We start from the raw sequence: 24,067 nt of genomic DNA on the forward strand, positions 1-24,067 counted from the left end.
ACCGGAACGTGTTCAGCAACTTCCTGATCGGCCTGCGCGAGGGCCTTGAGGCCAGCCTGGTCGTCTGCATCCTCATCGCCTATCTGGTGAAGACCGGCAACAAGAACAAGCTGGTGCCGATCTGGATCGGTGTCGGTATCGCGATCGTCGTCAGCCTGGCGTTCGGCGCCGGCCTCGAATTCGGCTCGCAGGAGATGACGTTCAAGGCCCAGGAGGCGCTCGGCGGTTCGCTGTCGATCGTCTCCGTCGGCCTGGTCACCTGGATGGTGTTCTGGATGCGGCGCACCGCGCGGCACCTGAAGACGGAGCTGCACGGGAAGCTCGACGCGGCACTCGCGATGGGGACCGGCGCGCTGGTCGCCACGGCACTTCTCGCGGTGGGCCGGGAGGGCCTGGAGACCTCGCTGTTCGTGTGGCGCGCGGTGCACGCGGCGGACGACGGCTGGCACCCGATGATCGGTGCGTTCCTCGGGATCGGTGCCGCCGTCGTCCTGGGCTGGCTGTTCTACCGGGGTGCGCTGAAGATCAACCTGTCGAAGTTCTTCACCTGGACCGGCGGGATGCTGGTGATCGTCGCCGCGGGTGTGCTCGCGTACGGCGTCCACGACCTGCAGGAGGCCGAGTTCCTGGGCGGCATCCACAACCAGGCGTTCGACATCAGTGCCGCGATTCCGCCGGACAGCTGGTACGGCACGCTGCTGAAGGGCACGTTCAACTTCCAGCCCGACCCGACCGTTCTCCAGATCACGGTGTGGGCGCTGTACCTGATCCCCACTCTCGCGCTGTTCCTCGCCCCGGTAGGGTTCGGACGGTCAGAGGGGAAGACGACGGATCAGAAGGCGCGGAAAGCAGCGGATGAGAAGTCTGAGGCCGATTCGGCTGGCGACGGGGCTCGCGACGGCGACGGTGCTGGCCATGACGGCGAGCGGGTGCGTGACGGTGCACGGCGAGCTGGAAGTGGTGCCGGCGGCAACCGGGTCTGAGGCCGCTCAGGCCCTGAAGGACTTCACCGCCGCGTACAACGCGGCGGACAAGGCGTACGACCCGGCTCTGGACGCGGACCGGGTCACCGGCCCGCTCGGCGCGATCAACCAGGCCGGGCTGAAGGCACGGCAGAAGAACAATCCGGACGGCAACGCGAATCACCAGCCGCTGGAGCTGACCGACGCCCGATACGTCATCCCCAAGAAGGCCGGCTGGCCGCGCTGGTTCCTCGCGGACACCGACTCCAACCGCGACGAGGACGGCGGGAAGCTGGACACCCGCTGGCTGCTCGTCTTCGTCAAGTCCGGGCCCGGCGCGAAGTGGAAGACGGCCTATCTGTCGGTCGTCGCACCGTCCAGGCTGCCCGCCCTCGCGAAGGACAGCGACGGCAGCGCCGATCCGGTCGCCGCGGACAGCGCGGAACTGGCCGTGGCACCACAGGACTTGAGCACTCAGTACACGGACTACCTGCAGAAGGGCGCGCCGGACGTCTTCGCTCCCAGCAGCGCCACGTCGGGCTGGCGGGAGGCGCGCCGCACGACCCGGCGGGCGGGCTTCTCGTACCAGTACATCGACCAGCCGCTGGACAGCGGTACGTTCGCGCCGCTCGGCCTGGCGACGAAGGACGGCGGGGCGCTGGTCTTCTTCAGCAGCAAGCACTTCGAACAGCAGACGGCGGCACCGGGACTGCGCCCGCCGCTCAACCCGGATGTGGAGGCGCTGATGACCGGTGAGGTGAAGTCCACCCTCACCAAGGAACGGGTCTCCAGCCAGTTGGTGTACGTCCCGAAGAAGGGCGCGAAGGACGGCAAGGTGGTCACGCTGAACCGGCTGCCGGGCCTGACTGCGGCCAAGGGCTCGTGACCGGGGCGGCCGGACTCACCGAGCCGCCCCGTCACCCGTCACCCCTACCGGCTCAACGGCTCGGCGGCCACGCCACCGAGCCGTGGTCGAGATCGCTCCGGTCCGCCGCGTCCGCGTACTGCGCGCACGCGTCGGTGAGTGTCTCCAGCAGTGTCAGCGGATCGGGCAGCGGGTTCTCCGGCCCCCGCACCCACCGCACGTCCAGCTCACCGGGAAGCCTGGCCGGCGGCAGGAGCACGTAGCTGCCGCGGCAGTGCCACCGCAGTCCCGGATGCTCGTCCATGGTCTCGGGGTGGCAGTCCAGCTCGCACGGCCACCACTCGTCCTCGTCCTCGGGGGTACCGCGGGTGGCGGTGAAGAAGAGCATCCGGTCGTCGCCGGACCGGGCGACTGGGCCGACATCGATGCCCGCGGCGAGGAGCCGCTCCAGTGCCTGGCCGCCCACGGACAGCGGCACGTCGAGAACGTCGTGGATCATGCCGGTCGCGGTGATGAAGTTGGCCTGCGGCTGGCTGCCGGCCCAGCGCTCGATCTGGGCGCGGTCGGTGGTGGACTGCGTCTGCCAGGCGAAGGAGATGGGGTGCCGGGCGGGGGTGGGACAGCCGATGCGTTCGCACGAACATCGGTAGCCGACCGGGTGGGCGGCGGGCGCGATCGGCATTCCGGCTTCGGCGACAGCCAGGAGCAGCGCCTCCCGGGCGGTGCCGTCGACCTCGCTCTGCTGCGGTTTGGGTCGGCGGCGAAGCCATTGGGAAAATCTGCTCTCCGAGCCGCGATAACGACCGAAATCGGCGCCCATCTATCCCCTTACCTCTACGTTGCCCCTGCCCATGGTCCCACCATCCTGCGCCTCGGGTGGCCGGAGTCCCGAAGCGGGGTGGGCAAGACAGCGCCACGAGCTGGGCTCTATGCCACTTCTTGTCATGAAATGACGGGTGTGCCTCCTCACCGTGCGGAACCACCCGATCGGATCACTGCGCAACCGGCCCCGGAGAGCGGACGATGGGCTCACGCACACACCCGTGCGAAGTCCCCTCGGCAGGCCACCCCTGCCCGCCATTCGTGAGGAGCCTTCCTTGCCCACCCGTCTCCCGTCCAACACCCCTCACGGAGGCGCGTCGCGCCGCACCTCTTGCCGTCGAGCCACACCCCGCCGTTACCTGATGTGTCCTCCCGTCCACTTCAGGGTGACGTACTCCATCAATCCCTGGATGGACCCCAGCAAGCCCGTGGATCTCCCCCTGGCCCAGACCCAGTGGGAGGACCTGCGGGACCGCTACCGCGCCCTCGGGCACACCGTGGAGCTGCTCACGCCCCGGCCCGAGCTGCCCGACATGGTCTTCGCCGCCAACGGCGCCACGGTGGTCGACGGCCGGGTGCTGGGTGCCCGGTTCGCGTACCGGGAGCGGCACGCGGAGGCCGGGGCCCATCGCGAGTGGTTCCGGGCCAACGGCTTCACCGAGATCCATGAGCCGGACCACGTCAACGAGGGCGAGGGCGACTTCGCGGTCACCGCGTCGTACCTCCTGGCCGGGCGGGGCTTCCGGTCCAGCCCGCTCTCGCACGACGAGGCGCAGGAGTTCTTCGGGCGACCGGTGATCGGGCTCGATCTGATCGACCCGCGCTACTACCACCTGGACACGGCCCTGTCCGTGCTCGACGAGGCGGGCGACGAGATCATGTACTACCCGGGGGCGTTCTCGCCGGGGAGCCGGTCGGTACTGGCGCGGCTCTTCCCCGACGCGCTGATCGCTGAGGAGGCGGACGCCGCCGCGCTCGGTCTGAACGCGGTGAGCGACGGGCTCCACGTACTGCTGCCGCAGGCCGCCACGGGGCTGTTCGATCCGTTGCGGACACGCGGCTTCGAGCCGGTGCCGATGGATCTGGGCGAGCTGCTGAAGGGCGGCGGCAGTGTGAAGTGCTGCACCCAGGAGCTGCGGGGGTGAGTGAGCGGGCCGCCCTCAGGTGTCCTCGCCGGGCGGCCACGCGTCGCCCCACGCGACGTCCCGGGCGGCCCGGTACAGCTCGCCGTGCCGCTTGGTGACCGTGGCGCGCCGCAGGGCCTCGTCACGGGTGCACAGGTCGAGCAGCACCTGCCCCTTGCGGATCTGCGGCTTGCGGGTGACGCGCGCCGGGACGGGCTCCGTCTCGAAGCGGGTCGCCACGACGTAGCTGAACTTCTCGTCCTCGTACGGCAACGAGCCGCCCTTGACCTGCCGGTGCAGCGAGGAGCGGCTGACCCGGGCCGAGAAGTGGCACCAGTCCGTGCCCGGCTCGATGGGGCAGGCGTCGCTGTGCGGGCAGGGCGCGGCGACCTTCAGCCCGGCGGCGATCAGCCGGTCGCGGGCCTCGATGATCCGGGCGTAGCCGTCGGGGGTGCCGGGCTCGACGACCACGACCGCCTGTGCGGCGGCCGCCGCGGTGTCGACGAGCGCGGCACGGACGTCCGCCGTCAGTTCCTTGAGTACGTAGGAGACGGTGATCAGGTCCGTGGGCGCGAGTTCGAGGCCCGCGCCGATCCGGGCCCGGCGCCACTCGGCGGCGCGCAGGGCGGGGATGCCGGAGATCCCGGCCAGTTCGCGGCCCAGGGCGAGGGCGGGCTCGGCCCAGTCCAGGACGGTGGTCCGCGGCCCCTCCCAGGCACCGGCCACGGCCCAGCTCGCCGCTCCGGTGCCGCCGCCGATGTCGGTGTGCGTGGCGGGCACCCAGTCGGGGGCGGCGTCCTGGAGTGCGGCGAGGGCGGACCGTACCGCTTCGAAGGTCGCGGGCATCCGGTACGCGGCGTAGGCGGCGACGTCGGATCGGTCGCGGAGCACCGGGGCGTCCGTGGGAGTGGTCCCCCGGTAGTTGGCGATGAGCCGGTCGACGGCCTGGAGGGCCTGCTTGGGCGGCAGCCCGTCGAGCAGTGCGGCCAGCGCCGTGCGCAGGGCTTCCGCGGTGGGGAGGGTGGCGTTCACCGGCAAATTGTAGGCGGAGGCTGTCCGGCCGCTTCCCGCCCGGCGCCGGCCGCGAACCACAGAACAGGCGAACTGCCGGGGCCCTTGCGCCAGTTGCTACGCTGACCGCCGCGAGGTCGGGATCGCCCATCGAGGGAAGTCATGAGACAGAAGATCGTGCGCCTGGTTCTGGTCGGCGGAGTGCTCGTGCTGGCCATGCTTCTTCTGCTGGCCACCTGCGCGGGCGGTGAGAAGAGTTCCGGCGAGCCGAAGAAACGGGCGGAGAAGGCCTCGGTCCCGGTGACCCGGCTCACCGTCCCCTCCGTGTTCGAGACGAAGCGCGGCTGGGAGCTCATCGGTACCTCGCCCGACTACGCGCTGTCCCGTACGACGGGCACTCTCGCCTACCTCGTGCGGGTCTCGGACACCAGGTACCAGCTGCAGACCATCGACTCGGAGACGGGGGAGGCCGGCTGGCACGGGGAGAGCTGGCGGCCCCCGTCCGCGCGGCACTTCCCGAGGCTCCTCGTGGTCACCGCGGACGACCACGAGTACTACGTGACGTGGTCGTACGGAAAGGTCGGCGAGAACGCGCTGACCCCCGCCGACACGATCGTCTCGCTGGACTTCTACGACGTGCGGGACGGCTCCCGGCGGCGCGTCGAGGTGCCGTGGAACTCCGTGCCCACGGTCTCCGCCACCGGCCCCGGCGTCCTCATCAGTGACGGCCGGACGAACAGCGCGGTCATCGACCCGTCGACCGGCCGGGTGTCGCAGGTCACCGCCCCCGGGCTCAAGTACCCGAAGGGCTGCAGGACCTGCAAGCAGCTCACCGAGGTCCGCGGGCTGACGCAGAAGGGCCTGCTGGTCAGCGGGTCCAAGGAGTTCTGGGTGCAGGGCGGCTGGTTCAGCCGCGATATCGCGCCCAAGGGAACCGACCGGCTCAGCGGGATCCCGACGTCGGTGCTCCCGGGGCTGATCCTGGCGAAGTGGCAGCTCGCCAAGGGCGCGAAGCGCGCCGCCACCCATGACCTGTGGACGGTGCACGATCTGGAGACGGGCAAGCCGCTCGCCTCGGTGGAGTGCAGCAAGCCCGCGATAAAGCCCGGCCAGTACCCGCAGCTCGTCGCCGCGCCCTCGGGCAACTTCCTGGTGGCCGGGCCGCTCGCCTTCGACCTGCTGACGAAGCGGGGCTTCTGCTTCGAGGGGGCGGACGGCACGAAGCCGCTGACGCTGGCGTCGGTGAACGACGAGGGCATCGCGTACGGCGCGGCGAACGCGCGCAACGCGGCGGACGTGCTGGCCGGCGGCGGCACCCCCGTCGCGGTCGCGGTCAGGAGCGGCACGACGGGCGCCCTGCCGTCGAACCAGCGGATTCCGGGCGCGGTGACGTCGGACGGTGTCGGCCTGTTCCGCTGGACGGACGAGAAGGACCGCCCGCATCTGATCGGCTACCCGAGCGCGCGCTGAGGTCCTCCGTCCGGATCATGCCGGGCTCGCGGGGTGCCGTGCACGAGGCCCGCTGTGGCCTTTCGCACGGCCCCATGTGCCGTGCCCTCGGGCTCCCCCGCTACGCCACTACCCGCTGCCAAGGCCTGCACATCCCCAGGAAGCAGGCCATCGCGCCCACCGCGCACACCAGTTGGACGACGGCCATCGGCACGGCCGTCCCCTCGCCCGCGATCCCGACGAGCGGCGAGGCGACGGCGCCGATGAGGAACGACGACGTGCCGAGCAGCGCGGACGCGGACCCGGCGGCGTGCTTCGTACGCATCAGGGCCTGCGCGTTCGTGTTCGGCATCGCGAGCCCCATCGCGGACATCAGCACGAAGAGCCCGGCCGCGACCGGGACCAGGCCCACGTCCCCGAAGACCCCGGTCGTCATCAGCAGCAGCGCGGTCGCGGCCAGCACGATGACCGAGAGGCCGAAGGCGAGCGCCTTGTCCAGGCTGATCCGGCCGACCAGCACCTTGCCGTTGATCTGGCCCACGATGATCAGGCCGACCGAGTTGACGCCGAAGAGCAGGCTGAAGGTCTGCGGCGAGGCCCCGTAAATCTCCTGCACGACGAACGGCGAGGCGCTCACGTACGCGAAGAGGGCGGCGAAGGCGAGGCTGCCCGCGATCATGTAGCCGGCGAAGACCCGGTCGGCGAGCAGCCCGCGCATGGTGCGCAGCGCGTCGCCGATGCCGCCGGTGTGCCGGTCCTGCGGTGGCAGGGTCTCGTGCAGCCACTTCCAGACGACCAGGGTGAGCAGCGCGCCGACGACGGTGAGGACGGCGAAGATCCCCCGCCAGTCGGTGAACCGCAGCACCTGTCCGCCGATCAGCGGCGCGACGACCGGTGCGACGCCGGAGATCAGCATCAGTGTGGAGAAGAACCTGGCCATCTCCACGCCGTCGTACATGTCGCGCACCACGGCGCGGGCGATGACGATCCCCGCCGCACCGGCCAGGCCCTGCAGGAGGCGGAAGCCGATGAGGAGTTCCGTGGTGGGGGCGAAGACACAGATCGCGGTGGCGACGACGTAGATGATCATGCCGAGGAGCAGCGGCCTGCGCCTCCCCCACCGGTCGCTCATCGGTCCGACGACGACCTGGCCGAGCGCCATGCCGGTGAGGCAGGCGGTGAGGGTGAGCTGGACGGTCGCGGCGGGGGCGTGCAGGGACTCGGTGACCGCGGGGAGTGCCGGGAGGTACATGTCCATGGAGAGCGGTGGCAGTGCGGTGAGGCCGCCGAGGACCAGGGTGACGAGGAGTCCGGTGCGCCGGGCCGCTTCGGTGGCGGCGGGCTCTGCGAAAGGTGTGCCCGTGGCCGCGGGCTCCTCGGTCCCGGTCCCGTTCGCCGTCCCGGTGGTCGGTATGTGTGTACGTTCCTGCTGGGCCCGGCTCGCGCCGCTCTCCGGCATTCTCATCTCCATGTCGTTGAATCCGCATCTATGCTCTCAGCTCTGCCGGACCGGTCGAGACCTTTTGGGGAGCAGGCATGACAGGCATGAGTGGGGCAGTGCGTTGGGGCGTCCTGGCGACCGGCGGTATCGCCGCGACGTTCACCGAGGATCTGCGGGCGATGCCGGACGCGGAGGTGGTGGCCGTCGCCTCCCGTACGGACGCCTCGGCGAAGGCGTTCGCGCAGCGGTTCGGGATACCTCGGGCGTACGGCAGCTGGGCGGAGCTCGCCGCCGACGACGAGGTCGACGTGGTGTATGTGGCGACGCCGCACTCGGCGCACCGGGAGGCCGCCGCGCTCTGCCTGGAGGCCGGGAAGCACGTGCTGTGCGAGAAGGCGTTCACGCTCAACGCGCGGGAGGCGGAGGAGCTGGTGAAGCTCGCCCGGGACCGCGGCCTCTTCCTGATGGAGGCCATGTGGACGTACTGCAACCCGGTCATCCGGCGCATGACGGAGCTGGTGCGGGACGGCGCCATCGGCGATATCCGTACCGTTCAGGCCGACTTCGGGTTCGTGGGCGACTTCGGCCCCGAGCACCGGCTGCGCGACCCGGCGCTGGGCGGCGGCGCGCTGCTGGACCTCGGGGTCTATCCGGTCTCGTTCGCGCAGTTGCTGCTGGGCGAGCCGGACCGGGTGCAGGCCGACGCGCTGCTCTCCCCGGAGGGGGTCGACCTGAACACGGCCATGCTGCTGAGCTGGTCGGGGGCGGGCGCCTCGGCGCTGTTGAACTGTTCGCTCGTCGGGGACACCCCGGTGACCGCGACGGTCACCGGGACGAAGGGGAGGATCGACTTTCCGCACGGCTTCTTCTATCCGGAGCGGTTCGTGCTGCACCGGCCGGGGCGCGACCCGGAGGAGTTCACCGCGGGGGCGGCGGGCGACGGGCTGCGCGGGATGCAGTTCGAGCAGGCCGAGGTGGCGCGGGCGCTGCGGGCCGGCGAGACGGAGTCGCCGCTGGTGCCGCTGGACGGTTCCCTCGCCGTGATGCGGACGCTCGACGCGGTACGTGACCGCATCGGCGTCCGCTACCCGGCCGACGACCTCGGCTGACGGCCTCCGCTGACCGGCGCCCGTCCGTGGGGCGGGGCCCTACGCGGGTGTGAGGCCCTGGTTCCCCACCTCTGTGACGAACGATCCGGCCGTCGCGAGGGGCGCGCCGGGCGTGGTGACGGCGGACACCGTGCGGTAGTCCGCGCGCGCCCGCTGCGCGCTCAGTGTGATGACGGCGTAGCCGCGGCGGCCGTTGAAGAACTTCATGTGCGGGTTGGCCCGCATCTGGTTGTTCCAGGCGGCCGGCTTGTCCGAGCCGTCCTTGCCGCTGGTGATGGAGGTGGCGACGATCTCCGTGCCGACGGTGCGGGAGGACGGGTCGTCGAAGTCCCGCTTCAGGTCGAAGCCGTAGCCGACGTGCACATCGCCGGTCAGCACCATCAGGTTGTCGATCCCGGCGGCCTCGGCTCCCTTCAGGACCCGTTCCCGGGAGGCGGGGTAGCCGTCCCAGGCGTCCATCGACAGCAGATAGGCGTCGGTGGGGACGTCGCGCCGCTGGGCGAAGGTGACCTGCTGCGGTACGACGTTCCAGGTGGCGTGCGAGGCGCGCCAGCCGTTGAGCAGCCAGCGCTCCTGGGTGGCTCCGGTGAGGGTGCGCGAGGGGTTCTCGGACTCCGGTCCGGGCTTCTGCCAGCCGTCGCCGTACGCCTGGTCGCTGCGGTACTGGCGGGTGTCGAGGATGTCGAACTGGGCGAGGCGGCCGAAGTGCAGGCGCCGGTAGAGCTTCATGTCCGGGCCGGTCGGCCGCTGCGGGGCGCGCAGCGGCTGGTTCTCCCAGTACGCCCGGTACGCTGCGGCACGCCGCAGGAGGAATTCCGCCGGTGGTACGTCGTTCTCGCGGATCTTGCCCGCGTAGTTGTTCTCGGTCTCGTGGTCGTCCCAGGTGACGACGAAGGGGTGCGCGGCGTGGGCGGCGCGCAGATCGGGGTCGGACTTGTAGAGGCCGTAGCGCAGCCGGTAGTCCTCCAGCGTGACCGTCTCCCGGTTGAAGTGGGCGGGAAGCGTGCGCCTGGTGTCGTTACGGGCTCCGCCCCTCGCGCTGACGGCGTACTCGTAGAGGTAGTCACCGAGGTGGAAGACGACGTCGACGTCCTCCTGGGCGAGGTGCTTGTACGCGGTGAAGTAGCCGTGGTGGTAGGCCTGGCAGGAGACGGCGGCCAGGGTCAGCGCGCTGTTGCGGGCGCCTCGGGCGGGCGCGGTGCGGGTCCGGCCGGTGGGGCTGGTCCAGTTCCCGGTGCGGAAGCGGTAGTAGAAGACGCGGTCCGCTTCGAGGCCCTTGATCTCGACGTGGACGCTGTGGTCGAACTCCGGGTGGGCGGTGGCCGATCCGCGCCGGACGACGCGGGAGAAGCGCTCGTCGCGGGCGAGTTCCCAGCCCACCCGGACCCGGGCCCGGGGCAGTCCGCTGCCGGTCTCGTACGGGCGGGGCGCGAGTCTCGTCCACAGCAGGACCGAGTCGGGCAGCGGGTCGCCGGAGGCGACGCCGAGGGTGAACGGGTCCTCACTGATCTTCCGGGCGTCCAGCTCGGCGGCGCTCGCGGTACCCGCGGCCGGCAGGTTGACCGAGAAGGCGAGCGCGGCGGCGGCGCCGGTGACGGTGAGGAAGCGGCGGCGTCCGAGGTGCCTGGCGGCGTCGCGCAGCTCCTGCTGGTGCGATGAGTGCGTCATCTGTCCCTCCCCTGGCTGGTGGTGTACTCGGACGGTGCAGCAGGCCGGTACATCGAGCGGTTGTCGTGTTCGCGTCGCTCCGGCATCGCACGGATGAGGAGTACGACGGGAATGGATGCCCACGACAAAGCGCGCATATGCGACGGATGTCATGATCATCAAAATGGGCCATCCGCAACGCGAACCCGCCGCCGTATAAGCCGCCTTGCCCCCGCGTGGCCCCACGCGACCTGCTGGACGGGAAGGCGTACGCTGCGGCCCCATGAGCAACAAACCGTTGAATTCCACCGCGAAGACGGCGGTCGTGACGGGCGCGGGCTCCGGAATCGGTCGCGCGGTGGCTCTCGCCCTGACCGGCGCCGGCTGGTCGGTGGCGCTCACGGGCCGGCGCCCGGAGCCCCTCGCCGAGACCGCCGCGCCAGTTCGCGACGGTCCTGGCGACGGCGATGCCGTACGTGGGCCGCGACTGACGGGGCCGCCCGAACCGGCCGCCCGGCGTGGGCGGTTGCCATCCGAATGACCACACCCCGAACGGAATATGCACATCCCCTTCGGGTCGATGCGCGCTGCGCTTATGATCACAGTTCTTTACCGGAACTCCACGCAAGGATCACAGCATGCGCATACGTACCGCCGCGCCGCTCGCCCTGGCCGCCGCCACCGCCCTGACCGGCTCGCTCCTCTTCACTGCCCCGGCCTCGGCCGCCTCGCACCAGGGCGGGCTGCACCTCGGCAAGATCCAGTACGACAGCCCCGGCAAGGACACCCGTACCAACACGTCCCTCAACGCCGAGTGGGTGGACATCCACAACAACGGCAAGTCGAAGCTTCAGCTCAAGGGCTACAAGCTCAAGGACAACACCGGGTACACGTACACCTTCGGCAGCTACACCATCGGCGCGGGCAAGACCGTCAAGGTCCACACGGGCAAGGGCAAGAACGCCTCGGGCCACGTCTACTGGAACCGCGGTTCGTACGTCTGGAACAACACCGGTGACAAGGCCCGGCTGATCAAGCCGAACGGCAAGCTTCAGGACTCCTGCTCCTGGACGAAGTCGAGCACGGGCACCAAGAACTGCCACTGAGCCGGGCAACCGCGGCTCGGGGCACCATCCGGCCGGCCGGAGCGGGAATGCCCCGGGCCGCGGCAGGGTTGACCTGCGTCATGAACCAGAATGCAGCCGAGATCCTGCGCTACACCGCCTTTTCCGCCGACCCGGAGGGCGGCAATCCGGCAGGTGTTGTCCTTGATGCGTCCGGTCTCGACGACGCGGCGATGCTCGCCGTCGCGGCGGAGCTGGGTTACAGCGAATCGGCTTTTCTGACCGGGCGGGACGAGCCGGGCGACGAAGGGCCGTCGGCCGCCCGGGGATACACGATCCGCTACTTCAGCCCGAAGGCCGAAGTCCCCTTCTGCGGTCATGCCACCGTGGCGACGGCCCTGGCGCTCGCCGAGCGCGACGGCCCCGGCGATCTGGTGTTCAGCACCCCCGCGGGTACGGTCCCGGTCACCGTCACCCGGGAGGGCGGCGAGCTCCGCGCCACGCTCACCAGCGTCGAGCCGGACGTGACGGACATCGCCCCGGACGACCTGACGGAAGCGCTGGCCGCCCTGGACTGGCCGGCCGGCGATCTCGACCCGGCCCTGCCGCCCCGGATCGCGTACGCGGGCGCCCGCCACCTCGTGCTGGCCGCCGCGACCCGGGAGCGGCTCGCCGGCCTCGACTACGACTTCGCGCGCCTCGAAGCCCTGATGCACCGGCTGGACCTGACCACCCTGCAACTGGTGTGGCGGGCATCGCCGGCCGTCTTCCACGTCCGCGACCCGTTCCCCGTCGGCGGCGTGGTGGAGGACCCCGCCACGGGCGCGGCGGCGGCCGCCTTCGGCGCCTATCTGCGCGCGCTGGACCTCGTCCCGGACACCGCCGTCCTCACCCTCCACCAGGGCGAGGACATGGGCCGCCCCGGCACACTCACGGTCGAGCTCCGGGCCGGCGACGCCCGGGTCCGGGTGAGTGGTACGGGTACCCGGATCGAGGCCTGACCCGACGGCGCCGGGGGCCGTCGGCGGCCGGGGCCGTCAGGGGCTCAGGCCGAGGTGCCGGCGGTACCACGGGGCGTGCCGGGCGAAGGCGGTCGTGAAGCCGTCGCCCGGCTCCCAGTCGAAGTCCTGGTCGACCCGTTCGTCGGTGAACCAGTGGTCCACGGCGAGCATGCCGAGGTGGTGCAGCGCGTAGGGCACACCCGCGAGCCGCTCACGGGCCGCGTCCACGTCGATTCCGGTGGCCCCCCAGGGCAGCCGCAGCTCGTCGACGACGGTGGACAGCAGCTGCGAAGAGCTCACCGGTTCGGGGTGGTTGACGTGGTAGACCCCGGCTGGTTCCTTCGGGGACAGTGCCGCGCCCAGCAGCGCCCGCCCCAGCGCCTGTACGTCGATCATCGAGTGCCGCGCCCCGCACCCGGCCGGCACGGCCGAGAGCTGCTGGAGCAGACCGACCAGCCCGGGCACGGCCCAGCGGTCCCCGGCCCCGTACACGAGGTGCGGGCGCACCACGACGCCCCCCGCCGCGAGGATGTGCTGCTCGGCGGCGGCGCGGGTCAGGCTGGTGGCCGAGGCCGGGGCGGGTTCGGCCTGTCCGGGCCGCAGCGCGGTGAACGGGCCCCGGCCGTAGACGGATGCCGTGCTCAGGTAGACGATGCGGGTGACCCCGCAGCGGGCCGCCTCTTCGGTCAGAGCCCGAGTACCTTGAGCGTTCACGGACCGCGCGGTCGGTTCGTCGCCGCCGAGCCAGGAGGCGCAGTGGATCACCGCGTCGACGCCCTCGCAGCTGCCGCGCAGCGTCGCCGGGTCGGCGAGGTCCCCGTACACCGTCTCGGCGCCGGGTGGTACGGCGGATGCGGGGAGGGCGGTCCGGTGGGTCATCAGGCGCGGCCGGAGACCGGGGACGGTCCGGGCCGCGGCCACCACGTGGCTGCCGATGAAGCCGGTCGCGCCGGTGATGAGTACACGCGTCGTCATGACTGCCCGACCTGTCGCTCGTTCGCCACAACCTGCCGCGGGCCCGGGGATTCGAGGGTGCAGGCGAACACCGGCCGGTCGTTCTGTGTCGCCGAGACGTGCACGCCGGTCGTCGCGGGGTCGCCGGTCGGGATGGGCCGGGCCTCGATCCAGCAGGGGCGGTCGAGTTCCACGTACTGGAGGAAGTCGGTCTTCACCGACCTGGGGAGGAAGCCATGACCGGGGGTGACGGCGACGGCTGCCTGGCGGGCCGCCTCCAGCAGCAGAATGCCCGGCACATGGTCGTTGGGCCGAGAGAACAGCGTCGGATGCCGGGTGTCGAGCCGCAGCTGCCAGACGTTGTGCCGCGGGCCCGGCGCCAGTACGACATCGAGTTCATCGGTCCTGCCCACCACGGCCGGTGCGACGGCGGGCAGGAGGGGTATCGAGGCGCCGATCACGTCCTGCCGCCCGTCCCGGACCCTGCGGTACGCCTTGGCCGAGGTGCAGCTGATCCGGCCGCCGCCACTGGCCAGGACGGTGCCGAGGCGGTGCAGGAGCAGCTCGACGTGCATGGAGTTGATGCTCCGCACGCCCCGTCGGATCCGGGAGCAGGACACATCCACCGTGATGTCCCAGGGCTCCTCTCCCAGGAGCAGCTGATCGGGCTCGGAGACGTATGCCAGTTCCCACATCACGAACTGATCCCCCATCGGGACACCGAACGCCGCGTGGCCCAGCAGCATCGTCGTCTGGCGCATGGTCTCCGCGATCAGCAGTGGGTCCTGGTGACGGCCCGATACGGGCGCGAAGAAGCGGTGCGCCCGCGGCCAACGGGCCGCTACCGAGAACTGGGTCTCGGTCTGCCGGGTCCAGCCGGTGGGGAAGACGTCCTCGGCGTCGGTCCGGTGGACCAGCTGCCCCAGGAAGTCCGCCTCCGGCTGTCTTCCCTCCGGCGTCGTACCGTCGGCTCCTGGACATTCGGTGAAATCTGCGGCCCCGACGCCTTCCATGGCGGCCGAAGCGCTGTGCGAGGTGAGCTGAACCATGAAAGTTCCTCCCAGAGGATCCATACCGGGAGGGCAGGCCGCCCCCGCAGTAAGATACTGACAGTCCGGTTTTCCTATCCAGCCATATCCCAGTGGCACTGACCACGCCACGACCGAGAGAGACTCGTAGCTGATGGCACAGCAGGCGCGCGCGATCCAGACTCGACGGTCGATCCTGGTGGCGGCCGCCGCCGTTTTCGATGAACGTGGCTACAGCAGTGCCACCATCAGCGAAATCCTCGCGCGGGCCGGGGTGACAAAAGGTGCGCTCTACTTCCATTTCACCTCCAAGGAAGACCTGGCACTCGGGGTGATGGACGTACAGCTGGACAGCGATCCGCTCCCCCCGCAGCTGACGAAGCTTCAGGAGCTCGTCGACCAGGGCATGCTGCTCGCCCACCGGCTCCGTCACGAGCCGCTGGTACGCGCCAGCGTCGGACTGGCCATGGACCAGGCCGTGGAAGGACTCGACCGGGGCACCCCGTTCCGCGCCTGGATAGACCGGCTCGAACACCTGCTGGTCGCCGCGAAGAACCAGGGCGAGCTGCTGCCGCATGTCGATCCCCGCGAGACCGCCGAAATGCTGGCAGGTTCCTTCTCCGGCATCCAGGTGATGTCCCAAGCCCTGTGCAAGCGGGAGGACTTGGGCCGCCGGATCTCTGTACTTCTGCACTACGTGCTGCCGAGCATCTCGACCCCGTCCGTGCTGGCCACTCTCGACATGGCCGAGGACCGGGGCCGGCGCCTGGTCGGCGCGCTCGAATCGGTGCCCAGTCAGGCCGGCACTCCCCGCTGAACCGGCCCGCCCGGTTGAGTACGAGCCGCGGGTTGCCCTCGCCACCTTCTCCTGGTGCCGACCTGGGCATCGCCGATTCCGCGGGCGATGACGTTCGGGGCGGTCGGTGTCCGCGTCCTGTCCGTCAGCCGGGTATGCGCTCACCGACGGACAGACCCGGCCCGGTGCTGCCCCCGTTCCCGTAGTACGGCAGGATCCGCCGCAGCAGCCCCTTGGGATGACCCCGCTCGCGCCATTCCCTGGGGTAGCCGATGGAGACCTCCTCGAAGCGCACCCCGTCGTACCAGGTCGTACGGGGAATGTGCAGATGCCCGTAGACCACGGCCGCCACATTGAAGCGCCGATGCCAGTCGGCGGTGAGCTCCGTGCCGCACCACTGGGCGAACTGGGGATACGTCAGGACGTCCATCGGTTCCCGGACCAGGGGCCAGTGACCGGCGATGACCAGCGGAATCTCCGGATCGTGTGCGGCGAGGCGTCGTTCCGTCTCCGCCACCCGAGCCCGGCACCAGGCGTCCCGGCTCGGGTACGGGTCGGGGTGCAGCAGGAACTCGTCGGTGCACACCACCCCTGTCTCGTGCGCGTACGCCAGGGACTCCTCCTTGGTCGTCGTGCCCGGGGCCCGGAAGCTGTAGTCGTACAGCAGGAACACGGGCGCGACGGCCACCGGCCCTTCGGGGCCGGGCCACAGCGGGTACGGGTCCTGCGGGGTGGACACCCCGAGGCTCCGGCACAGCTCGACCAGACGCTCGTACCGTTCCCGGCCGCGCAGTTGGACCGGGTCGTGCTTGGTCGTCCACAGCTCGTGGTTCCCGGGGGCCCAGACGACCCGGGAGAAACGGCCCACGAGCAGTCGCAGCGCCCACTCCACGTCCTCGACCCGCTCGGCGACATCACCGGCGATGATGAGCCAGTCCTCGTCCGAATCGGGTCGCAGCGACTCGATGATGCGGCGGTTGTCCGCCATCCCGGCGTGAAGGTCGCTCACCGCGAGCAGAGACCCACGGTTTCCATCGGCGCGTTCGGACATGGAGAGCCTTTCCCGAGAAGTGACTGGACAAGATCGTGCCCCATGACCGGTCCCGGCACATCGGCTTCCGCTCGGAACGGCTGCGCACCGTGCACGCCCTCCGGCGGCTTCTGCGGCAGTCGGCCGCGGCGCGGGCCGGCCGCGGGGAGGCCCTGTCGCCCGGCGGACTCCTGGATCAGGCGGCGGACGCCGGCACCTGCCCTGCGCCGGTGAAGGTACGCGTCCGCTCCGGGAAGGCCGGCGGTCACTTCCCTCAGTTGCCGCGGCTGGGGCTGCCGGCCCACGACGAGGACCTTCAGCCCCTGGCACTCCGCCCGTCGGTCAGCCCGTGGTCCTTCGGCCGTGCGCCAGGTCACGTGCCCGGTCCACCAGTCCCGCGCCGGGCACGAGCAGTTCCGGGGCGGGCGAGGTGTCCGGGACGGTGAAGTGCGGACAGGTGCGGGCCGTCTGCTTGGTGTGGCGGGCCAGCCGGCCCAGCTCGTCCAGCTTCTCGGGGGAACAGGACGCCGCGAGCTTCGGGAACAGTTCCTGTTCCTCCTCGCGTACGTGGGAGGCGACCTCCAGTCTCAGCTTCGCGACGATGTCGTTGAACTGCGGATCGTCTACGTGCAGCTCTTCGAGGTCCCTGAGCAGCCGCTCGATCTTGACGTGTTCGGCGAGTTCCTTCTCCGCCAGCTCCTCCCCGTCGCGGACGTGTTTACGAACCGTCGGACAGAGGTGCATCTCCTCGGCCACCGAGTGCCGCACCAGCTCCGCCGTCAGCCGGTTCGCCAGCACACGCCGTTGCGGATGATCGACCGGCTGCGCCTCGATCCGGGCGAAGAGCTCCTCCAGCTCACGATGATCGGCCGTGAACTCAGCGATCACGTTGCCGCCGTGTGCCATGACAGTCCCTTTCCCGGGTCGGGTTCGCTGTCCCGCGGCGCGGGGTGCGAGGTGCGAGGTGCGGGCACCACCCAACAGGCCGGGGACGGACATCCCGCGCTGAGCGCGCGACGACAGACTCCGCGCTCACCTCTCCGGCCCATCCGCGCCCCCGGTGCGGACGGGCCGGGGACGCCGTCTTCGCTCAGCCGAGTGATCTAGGACCGTGCGGCCCTGCCGCCGGGCATACTGCCGCCGTCGGCGTGGAACATCCAGGCATGACCGAAAGTGCGAGCCCCCGTGTCTCAACGCCTCGGATCACTGTGCTGAATGTGCAGCCGGGTGATCCGCCCTTCCGCCTTGTGGAGATCGACGGGGAGGTCGTAGCCGAGGCGACATCGATGACGGACGTGCTCGCCGTCGCCGCGCTCGCGGGCATCAGGGTCCATGATCTCGACGATCCGGAAGTGGTCCGGTGGGTGGGCGGCGGAAAGTTTCACTGGAGGCTGCGCTGAGAGACACTGCTTCGGCTGCTGCCTTCCGGCGGACGTCGTGGCCCCGGGGTCTTCGCGGTGTTTCGCTATGGCGTGGGTGGTGTCACCGACGTCAGGTAGGTCGCCGCCTCTCTTCCGTTGTTTGTGTAGCGGTGAGGCCGTGTGGCGTCGAAGGTCAGCGCCTCCCCCGCCTGCACTTCGAAACGCTGGTCGGCAACGTGCACCGTGACGGTGCCGGTGATGACGTAGGCGCATTCGACCGCGACATGGCCCCACCGCTCGTCGCTGGATGCCTGGCCCGGTTCGAGCGTGCCGAGCAGAACTTCGAGCTGGCCGTTGCTCGGGGTCAGGCGTTCGTACTGCACGAGGCCTTTCGGCATGAGCAGGCGGGAGCGTTCGTCGGGGCGGCTGTGGTGAGCTGTGAGCGGGGCTTGCTCATGGAACAGCGAGGCGGTCGATGGGCCGAAGACCGTGCTCAAGGCGCGGAGGGTCTTGAGGCTCGGCTCGCGGATGCCTCGCTCCACCTGGCTCAGTAGGGTCGCCGACAGGCCGGTCTGCGTCGCGAGGTCGCGCAGGCTGAGCCCTGCCTCCGTCCGCAGCGTGCGTAGCTGATCTCCCATCACGACGTTCAGCCTAGCCCGAGCCGTGCACACTATTGTGCACGCTTGCGTAAGCAAACCACGCGACTCCTGCAGAGGTCAGCACATTATTGCCAAAGAGTCAACGGTTGACAGTCGAAGCTTCGTGCACTTTTGTGTACACACGTAAATAAGTGCACACCTGTGCTGCTATCCCCAACGTTGTGGAGAGGTTCACCACCATGAGCGCCGACAAGCATCTGGCCTTCCGCGGAGGAAGGGCACTGGCGTTCTTGCCGGTCGTCGTGTTCCTCGCGTTCTGCGTCGTCTTCTTCGTCGTGTTCAAGACGTTCGACATGACCGCGCTCGCCGCCGGAGGTGTCCTTGCGCTGCTCGTCGGCGCGCTGTTCGCCAAGCCGTATTCGGCGTACTGGTCCGCTGTGACGAGGGGGATCGGATCGTCCACGGCAGTCACGATCGTGATGATCCTGTTCTGCGTGGGGCTGATGTCCGCCCTGATCAAGGAGACCAACGTCGCGGGCGGGTTCGTGTGGCTCGCCGAGCTACTCGGTGTCGACGGCGGCACCTTCACACTGTTCACGTTCGTCGCGGTGTGCATAATCTCGATGGCGACGGCGTCGTCCATCGGGACGATGTTCACGGCGTTTCCGATCTTCTACCCGGCCGGCGTGCTCCTCGGTGCTGAGCCGGCGTTCCTCGCCGCCGCGATCATCTCCGGCGCGATCTTCGGAGACAACGTCGCCCCGATCTCCGACACGACCGTCATCTCGTCGTCAACGCAGAGGTTCCGCAAGAAGACCGGCACCGCCGATATCGCCGGAGTCGTGCGGAACCGCGCTCGCTTCGCCTTCACCGCGGCAGGCGTCGCGGCCGTCGGGTTCTTCGTGCTGGGGTCGTCGGGCCGCTCGGGCGACTCTGCGCACTCGCAGGAGCTGCTGGAGCAGGCCGCCGACCCGCTCGCCCTCGTGATGCTCATACCCGTCGCACTCATGCTCACCGTGGCGCTGCTCACCCGCGACATCTTCAAGGCGGTCACAGTCGGGCTCGTAGCCGGAATCGTCACCGGTCTCGCCTCGGGTCTGCTGACCCCTGGGGGCATCGTCGGCGTCACCGACGGGGCGCCGACCGGATTCCTGATCACCGGCATCGGCGACATGCTCGGCGTGATCGCTCTGGTGGTGACCGTGTTCGGCATCATGGGCGTACTCACCGACGCGGGCATCCTCGACTGGCTCGTGAGCGCCCTTACCAGCAGCCGCCTGTCCCGCACCCCGCGCGGCGCGGAGTTCGCGATCGGTATCGGGATCTCGTTCACCACGCTGCTGTTCGGCGGCGTGAACTCGGCCGCGATGCTCACGTTCGGCCCGGTCGCCGATGAGATCGGCGACCGCGTCGGCCTGCACCCGTACCGCCGAGCGGTCGTCATGGACTGCTTCGCGATGGGGATCGCTGCCATCGTCCCCGTTCTCAGCGCCTATCTGTTCATCGGCGCGCAGCTCACGACCGGGATCAAGGGCGTTCCTGCCTTGGCCACGACGGAGATCTTCGTCGCGATGCTCTACCCGCTCGTCCTCACCGTCGTCATGATCGTGGCGGCCGCGACCGGTTGGGGCCGCCGTTTCGAGGGCGCGGACGGCGTCGAACTGAAGCGACCCGAGCCCGAGCCGGCCGCGGTCTGAGAAACACACCCCAGGAAGAGCACCGCCGGACAACCGGCGATTTGGAGCAAACATGGATCGCAACACCGTCAGCTGGCGCGGCTACATCCCCGCCATCACCACACCGTTCACCCGCGAGGGCGCGCTCGACATCGACGCGTTGCACCGGCAGATGGCTTGGCTCGTCAACGAGGGTATCCAGGGCGCGATCCTGGCCGGCACGAGCGGCGAGTGGTTCTCCCTGTCCACGAAGGAGCGCGGGGAGCTGTTCGCGGCGGGCGCCGAACACCGGAGCGACGCCTTCCCCGTCCTCGGCGCCTGCAACGCTTTCACCCCGCAAGAGGCGATCACGCACGCCCGCGCGGCAGAGGCGGCGGGCCTCGACGGCATCCTCCTTACCCCGCCCCCCTACATCGTGCCCAACGGGAAGGAGATCGTTGCGTTCTACCGGGCGGTGAGCGATGCCACCGATATCCCGATGACCGTGTACAACTGGCCGCGCGGCTGCGTCGTGGACATGGGCGTGGAACTGCTGGCCGAACTCGCGCAGATCGAGAATGTCGTCGCTGTCAAGAACTCGACGGGAGACTTCGCGAGCTTCCTCGCCGGGATGTACGCGCTGGAGGGCGAGGTGCGGTACTTCGGTCTGCCCACCAACGCGCTCGGTGCCGACCTTGCGATGCTCGGCCACGGCGACGGCCTGATGGGAACGGGCGGCATCCTCGGCCGCGACCAGGCCGACTTCTGGAACGCCGTCGACGCCGGGGACCGGGAGCGCGCCGTCCAACTGGGCAAGAAGGACCGCGTGTACATGGACGCGTGGTTCCGTCCCGACTACGGCGTGCAGTTCGGCAACCAGCAGGCGATCATCAAGACCGCACTGCGGCTGCGCGGCATCCCCGCGGGATTCGTGCGGGCGCCGCTCCTTGAGCTCACGCCGGACGAGGTCGCCCGCGTCGAGGCGACCCTGCACAAGCTCGGTATCGAGACGGTTCCCCTCGCCGATGACTGAGCGGTACGACGTCGTTGTCGTCGGCGGCGGCCTGCTCGGCTGCCTCACGGCGTGGATGGCCGCCCGCGACGGGGCGCACGTGCTCCTGGTCGACAAGGACCAGGTGAACCAGCACGCCTCGGGCCAGAACGCGGGGAGCCTGCACTTCCAGCTCGAATACCGGATGGTCGAGGCCGGCGAGGAGGCCGCGCGCGTCGCGGCGGAGGCGATGCCGCTGCACCTCGACGCTGCCGCGATGTGGGCGCGCATGGAGGATGAGATCGGAGAGCCGCTCGGCGTGCGCCAGACGGGCGGACTCATGGTCGCCGAGAACTCCGACCAGGTCGGGATGCTCGAGTTCAAGGCGGAGCTGGAACGCTCCTGGGGCCTCGACGTGCGCACGCTCGATCGCACCGAGCTCGACGACGTCGCACCGTACCTTTCGCGGGACATCGTCGCAGCCAACCTCAGCGCACTGGAAGGAAAGGCGGACGCCCGCATCGCCGCTCCCGCGGTCGGACGCGCGGCCATCGCGGCCGGCGCGACCGTGCGCGCACGTTCCCGCCTGGTCGGCGCCCGTCGCGTGCCGACCGGATGGGAAGTCACCCTCCGGGAGACGGACCGCGCGGGAGACGAACGGGCCCGCACCGTCCGGACCGCAGCAGTCGTGCTCGCCGCCGGCGTATGGACGACCGAGCTCGGCCGGGTTTTCGACGCCGAGCTCCCCACCGTCCCCCTCGCCCTCACGATGACCGTCACCTCGAAGATTCCCAGGTTCATCCCCCACCTCGTCCAGCACGCGGGTGCGCGCCTGTCGCTCAAGCAGTCGCTCGACAACACGGTCCTCATCGGCGGCGGGTGGCCGGCGCGACTGATGAGGGACGCGCACGGCGCCCCGGCATTCGACCGCAAGCACCAGTTGATCCCGCAGTCGATCGCCGGCAACGCGCGCGCAGCCGTGAACACCGTTCCCGCGCTGGAGCGGGTCCCCGCCGTGCGCAGCTGGGTCGGCGCGACCACGGTGGCACCCGACCAGCTGCCGCTCGTCGGCGCGGTCAAGGGCGCGCCGGGGGTATTCGTCGCCACCGGCGGATCGGCGTTCACTCTCGGGCCGAGCTTCGCGCGGGTGCTGACCGGCCTCATCGCCGGGCGCTCGCCCGATATCGACCTCGCACCCTACGACCCGGCCCGCTTCGCGGAAAGGAGCGCCCCATGACCACAGACGGATCCTGGCGTCGCACTGCGCAGGAACGCGGCGACGCCGTGACGATCTCCGTAGACGGCGAGCCAGTTCGCGCCTGTAGGGGCGAGACGGTGGCCGCGGCCATGCTCGCCGAAGGGGCCGCGTTCGAACGAGACCGCATCGGAGCTCCGCGGGCGCCGCTGTGCAACATGGGGACGTGCTTCGAGTGCGCCGCCACCGTCGACGGTCGGCCGCTGACCCGCACCTGCCTCGTACCGGCGCGCGAGGGCCTGATCATCGAGACGCCAGGGAGGCTGTGATGTTTGATCTCGCGGTCATAGGCGCGGGTCCGGCGGGCATGTCGGCGGCTCTCACCGCAGCCGATCACGGCCTGACGGTCGTCGTCATCGACGAGCAGCAGCGAGCGGGCGGGCAGATCTTCCGTCAGCCGCCCGATACCTTCACCGGAAGCGTCCTGCATCCCACCGCGGGCTACGGCTGGGCCACCGAGCTCATCCGACGCTTCGAGGAGGACCCGCGACTGACGACGGAGTTCGGCTGGTCGGCGATCGGTGTCCTGCACGACGAGGCAGAGCCGGATGGTCTGTGCGTGGCGATCAATCACCCGGAACACGGCACTCGCGTGATCGGCGCGCGTCGGCTGCTGATCGCCACGGGCGCCTACGACCTTCCCGTCGCCTTCCCCGGCTGGACGCTGCCCGGCGTCATGACCGCCGGCGGTGTCCAGACCCTCGTCAAGGCGCAGAAGATCGCACCCGTCGGCGACGTTGTGCTGGCCGGGGCGCATCCGCTGCTGCTGCTCGTGGCCGACCTGCTCGTCCGCGACGGCGTCCCGGTGCGCGAGGTCGCGTTCGCGCAGAGCATCCCGACGCCGATGGACATGCTCCGCGCCCTCGGCGCCCTGCCCGGTCATCTGCGGATGCTCGCGGAGACGGGCGCGATCCTGACGCGGCTGGTGCGCAAGGGCATCCGAGTCTCGCCCCGGACCGTCGTGACGGCCGCCCACGGCACGGAACACGTCTCCCGGATCGAGCTCGCCAGGGTCGACCGGCGGTGGAAGGTGACAGGCGCACCCCGCGAGGTCACCGCATCGCATCTCGTGCTCGGGTACGGCTTCTCCGCGTCGACGGAGCTCGCCCGTCAGATCGGATGCGAACTCGCATTTGATTCGCCGCGGGGTGGCTGGGTGGTCACACACGACGAACGACTGCAGACATCCGTCCCCGGAGTGTTCGTCGCCGGCGAGCCCACGGGCGTCGCCGGCGCCGACCAATCCCGCGCCGAGGGTACGCTCGCGGGTCTCGGGGTCGCCGCGAGCCTCGGACGCGCCGTGTCAGCCGCGGCCTTCGCCGAAGCGGAACGTGGCATCCACACATCGACACGGTTCTCCGCTGTTGTGCAAAACATGTTCGAACCGGTCCGTGGCGCGCTCGGAGACCTGGCGACGCGAGAAACCACCGTCTGTCGATGCGAACTGGTCACACGCGGCGAACTCGACGACTTCCTCGAATCGTCACCGTTCGTCAGCAACGTCAACGCCGTCAAGCTCTCCTGCCGGACGGGCATGGGCCCCTGCCAGGGACGCTACTGCGAGAGCAGCGTCGGCACTGTCCTCGCATCGGCACGCGAGCAGACGATCGGGCTCGGCGGACGCTTCTCCGCCCACCTGCCGATCAAACCTGTGCCCGTCGGAGACCTACGAGACCTCGACGCGGCTGCCGAGCAGCCCACATCGGACGACTCGGACACATGTCGCTCGGCGTCGTGATGGCCGGTGGACGCTGGCGGCGCCGTCATCCAGGTCGCTCACCGCCCAGAGCGGCAAGCTACTGAAAGTCTGGAAAGGGCCTCCGACGCAGGTCAGAGGCCCTTCTCAAGGTAAAGCCACAGGTAGCGGCAGACGAGTCGGGCTGTACGCCGGGTTCTGTTCCCC

General features: G+C 70.1%; 23 protein-coding genes and 1 pseudogene. 15 read left to right on the forward strand and 9 right to left on the reverse strand.

Going from position 1 to position 24,067, the window contains the following annotated elements; genetic code table 11:
- Positions 1-8 precede the first annotated feature (8 nt).
- Both efeU and OG936_RS08915 read left to right on the forward strand, forming a co-directional pair.
- The gene (gene efeU / locus OG936_RS08910) at positions 9-983 is read left to right on the forward strand and encodes an iron uptake transporter permease EfeU (protein ID WP_406493735.1); all 975 of its coding nucleotides are present in this window, start codon (positions 9-11) and stop codon (positions 981-983) included.
- Positions 916-1,848, forward strand: a complete 933-nt coding sequence (locus OG936_RS08915) for a hypothetical protein (protein ID WP_406493736.1) — start codon at positions 916-918, stop codon at positions 1,846-1,848. Before efeU ends, OG936_RS08915 begins: the two co-directional genes overlap by 68 nt.
- A gap of 52 nt (positions 1,849-1,900) precedes the next feature.
- Here OG936_RS08915 and OG936_RS08920 read toward each other — a convergent pair whose 3' ends face one another.
- Positions 1,901-2,647, reverse strand: coding sequence for a bifunctional DNA primase/polymerase (locus OG936_RS08920; protein ID WP_406493738.1), 747 nt, complete (start codon positions 2,645-2,647; stop codon positions 1,901-1,903).
- Positions 2,648-2,924: 277 nt separating this feature from the next.
- On the opposite strand from OG936_RS08920, the gene ddaH reads away from it, so the two are divergent.
- Entirely contained in the window at positions 2,925-3,794 is an 870-nt protein-coding gene (ddaH, locus tag OG936_RS08925) for a dimethylargininase (protein WP_406493740.1), read from the forward strand.
- Between the two features lie 15 nt (positions 3,795-3,809).
- Here ddaH and OG936_RS08930 read toward each other — a convergent pair whose 3' ends face one another.
- Positions 3,810-4,805 (reverse strand): small ribosomal subunit Rsm22 family protein, encoded by a 996-nt coding sequence (locus OG936_RS08930; protein ID WP_406493741.1) that lies wholly within the window; start codon positions 4,803-4,805, stop codon positions 3,810-3,812.
- Between the two features lie 141 nt (positions 4,806-4,946).
- Here OG936_RS08930 and OG936_RS08935 point away from each other — a divergent pair, with 141 nt between their 5' ends.
- Positions 4,947-6,254, forward strand: a complete 1,308-nt coding sequence (locus OG936_RS08935; RefSeq protein WP_406493742.1) for a hypothetical protein — start codon at positions 4,947-4,949, stop codon at positions 6,252-6,254.
- Positions 6,255-6,354: 100 nt separating this feature from the next.
- Here OG936_RS08935 and OG936_RS08940 read toward each other — a convergent pair whose 3' ends face one another.
- Entirely contained in the window at positions 6,355-7,692 is a 1,338-nt protein-coding gene (locus tag OG936_RS08940) for a multidrug effflux MFS transporter (RefSeq protein ID WP_406493743.1), read from the reverse strand.
- Between the two features lie 86 nt (positions 7,693-7,778).
- Between OG936_RS08940 and OG936_RS08945 the strand changes: the two genes are divergently transcribed.
- Positions 7,779-8,783 (forward strand): Gfo/Idh/MocA family protein, encoded by a 1,005-nt coding sequence (locus OG936_RS08945; RefSeq protein ID WP_406500367.1) that lies wholly within the window; start codon positions 7,779-7,781, stop codon positions 8,781-8,783.
- A gap of 39 nt (positions 8,784-8,822) precedes the next feature.
- Here the strand turns inward: OG936_RS08945 and OG936_RS08950 are convergent, their stop codons facing one another.
- Positions 8,823-10,451, reverse strand: a complete 1,629-nt coding sequence (locus OG936_RS08950; protein WP_406493745.1) for an alkaline phosphatase D family protein — start codon at positions 10,449-10,451, stop codon at positions 8,823-8,825.
- Positions 10,452-10,713: 262 nt separating this feature from the next.
- Between OG936_RS08950 and OG936_RS08955 the strand changes: the two are divergent.
- The 3 genes and pseudogenes from OG936_RS08955 to OG936_RS08965 form a co-directional block, all read left to right on the forward strand.
- Positions 10,714-10,869 (forward strand): annotated as a pseudogene (locus OG936_RS08955) (SDR family NAD(P)-dependent oxidoreductase); the annotation flags it as partial.
- A gap of 199 nt (positions 10,870-11,068) precedes the next feature.
- Positions 11,069-11,536 (forward strand): lamin tail domain-containing protein, encoded by a 468-nt coding sequence (locus OG936_RS08960; RefSeq protein WP_406493747.1) that lies wholly within the window; start codon positions 11,069-11,071, stop codon positions 11,534-11,536.
- Positions 11,537-11,616: 80 nt separating this feature from the next.
- Positions 11,617-12,495, forward strand: coding sequence for a PhzF family phenazine biosynthesis protein (locus OG936_RS08965; protein WP_406493749.1), 879 nt, complete (start codon positions 11,617-11,619; stop codon positions 12,493-12,495).
- Positions 12,496-12,531: 36 nt separating this feature from the next.
- Here the strand turns inward: OG936_RS08965 and OG936_RS08970 are convergent, their stop codons facing one another.
- Both OG936_RS08970 and OG936_RS08975 read right to left on the reverse strand, forming a co-directional pair.
- Positions 12,532-13,470, reverse strand: a complete 939-nt coding sequence (locus OG936_RS08970) for an NAD-dependent epimerase/dehydratase family protein (protein ID WP_406493750.1) — start codon at positions 13,468-13,470, stop codon at positions 12,532-12,534.
- The gene (locus OG936_RS08975) at positions 13,467-14,498 is read right to left on the reverse strand and encodes a ScbA/BarX family gamma-butyrolactone biosynthesis protein (protein WP_406493752.1); all 1,032 of its coding nucleotides are present in this window, start codon (positions 14,496-14,498) and stop codon (positions 13,467-13,469) included. The genes OG936_RS08970 and OG936_RS08975 overlap by 4 nt, the downstream gene beginning before the upstream one ends.
- Positions 14,499-14,631: 133 nt before the next feature.
- Here OG936_RS08975 and OG936_RS08980 point away from each other — a divergent pair, with 133 nt between their 5' ends.
- On the forward strand, positions 14,632-15,294 hold the full coding sequence (locus tag OG936_RS08980) for a ScbR family autoregulator-binding transcription factor (RefSeq protein WP_406493753.1): 663 nt from the start codon (positions 14,632-14,634) through the stop codon (positions 15,292-15,294).
- Positions 15,295-15,418: 124 nt separating this feature from the next.
- Here the strand turns inward: OG936_RS08980 and OG936_RS08985 are convergent, their stop codons facing one another.
- Positions 15,419-16,324 (reverse strand): metallophosphoesterase family protein, encoded by a 906-nt coding sequence (locus OG936_RS08985; RefSeq protein WP_406493755.1) that lies wholly within the window; start codon positions 16,322-16,324, stop codon positions 15,419-15,421.
- A gap of 321 nt (positions 16,325-16,645) precedes the next feature.
- On the reverse strand, positions 16,646-17,209 hold the full coding sequence (locus tag OG936_RS08990) for a hemerythrin domain-containing protein (protein ID WP_406493758.1): 564 nt from the start codon (positions 17,207-17,209) through the stop codon (positions 16,646-16,648).
- Between the two features lie 257 nt (positions 17,210-17,466).
- On the opposite strand from OG936_RS08990, the gene OG936_RS08995 reads away from it, so the two are divergent.
- Entirely contained in the window at positions 17,467-17,703 is a 237-nt protein-coding gene (locus OG936_RS08995; RefSeq protein ID WP_406493760.1) for a hypothetical protein, read from the forward strand.
- A gap of 65 nt (positions 17,704-17,768) precedes the next feature.
- Here the strand turns inward: OG936_RS08995 and OG936_RS09000 are convergent, their stop codons facing one another.
- Positions 17,769-18,302, reverse strand: a complete 534-nt coding sequence (locus OG936_RS09000) for a helix-turn-helix domain-containing protein (RefSeq protein WP_406500368.1) — start codon at positions 18,300-18,302, stop codon at positions 17,769-17,771.
- Positions 18,303-18,502: 200 nt separating this feature from the next.
- Between OG936_RS09000 and OG936_RS09005 the strand changes: the two genes are divergently transcribed.
- The 5 genes from OG936_RS09005 to OG936_RS09025 are packed head-to-tail and all read left to right on the forward strand — an operon-like array spanning position 18,503 to position 23,902.
- Positions 18,503-19,960: a Na+/H+ antiporter NhaC family protein gene (locus OG936_RS09005; protein WP_406493762.1), complete on the forward strand. Its 1,458-nt coding sequence runs from the start codon at positions 18,503-18,505 to the stop codon at positions 19,958-19,960.
- Positions 19,961-20,012: 52 nt separating this feature from the next.
- A complete protein-coding gene (locus tag OG936_RS09010) occupies positions 20,013-20,951 on the forward strand; it encodes a dihydrodipicolinate synthase family protein (RefSeq protein WP_406493764.1) in 939 nt (312 codons plus the stop codon).
- A complete protein-coding gene (locus OG936_RS09015) occupies positions 20,944-22,146 on the forward strand; it encodes an NAD(P)/FAD-dependent oxidoreductase (RefSeq protein WP_406493766.1) in 1,203 nt (400 codons plus the stop codon). The genes OG936_RS09010 and OG936_RS09015 overlap by 8 nt, the downstream gene beginning before the upstream one ends.
- Positions 22,143-22,433, forward strand: coding sequence for a 2Fe-2S iron-sulfur cluster-binding protein (locus tag OG936_RS09020; RefSeq protein ID WP_406493767.1), 291 nt, complete (start codon positions 22,143-22,145; stop codon positions 22,431-22,433). Before OG936_RS09015 ends, OG936_RS09020 begins: the two co-directional genes overlap by 4 nt.
- Positions 22,433-23,902 carry an FAD-dependent oxidoreductase gene (locus OG936_RS09025; protein WP_406493768.1) on the forward strand — a complete coding sequence of 490 codons (1,470 nt, stop codon included), beginning with the start codon at positions 22,433-22,435 and terminating at the stop codon, positions 23,900-23,902. Before OG936_RS09020 ends, OG936_RS09025 begins: the two co-directional genes overlap by 1 nt.
- Positions 23,903-24,067: the final 165 nt, after the last annotated feature.

The organism is Streptomyces sp. NBC_00846 (genome assembly GCF_045207325.1).
GTDB lineage: Bacteria > Actinomycetota > Actinomycetes > Streptomycetales > Streptomycetaceae > Streptomyces.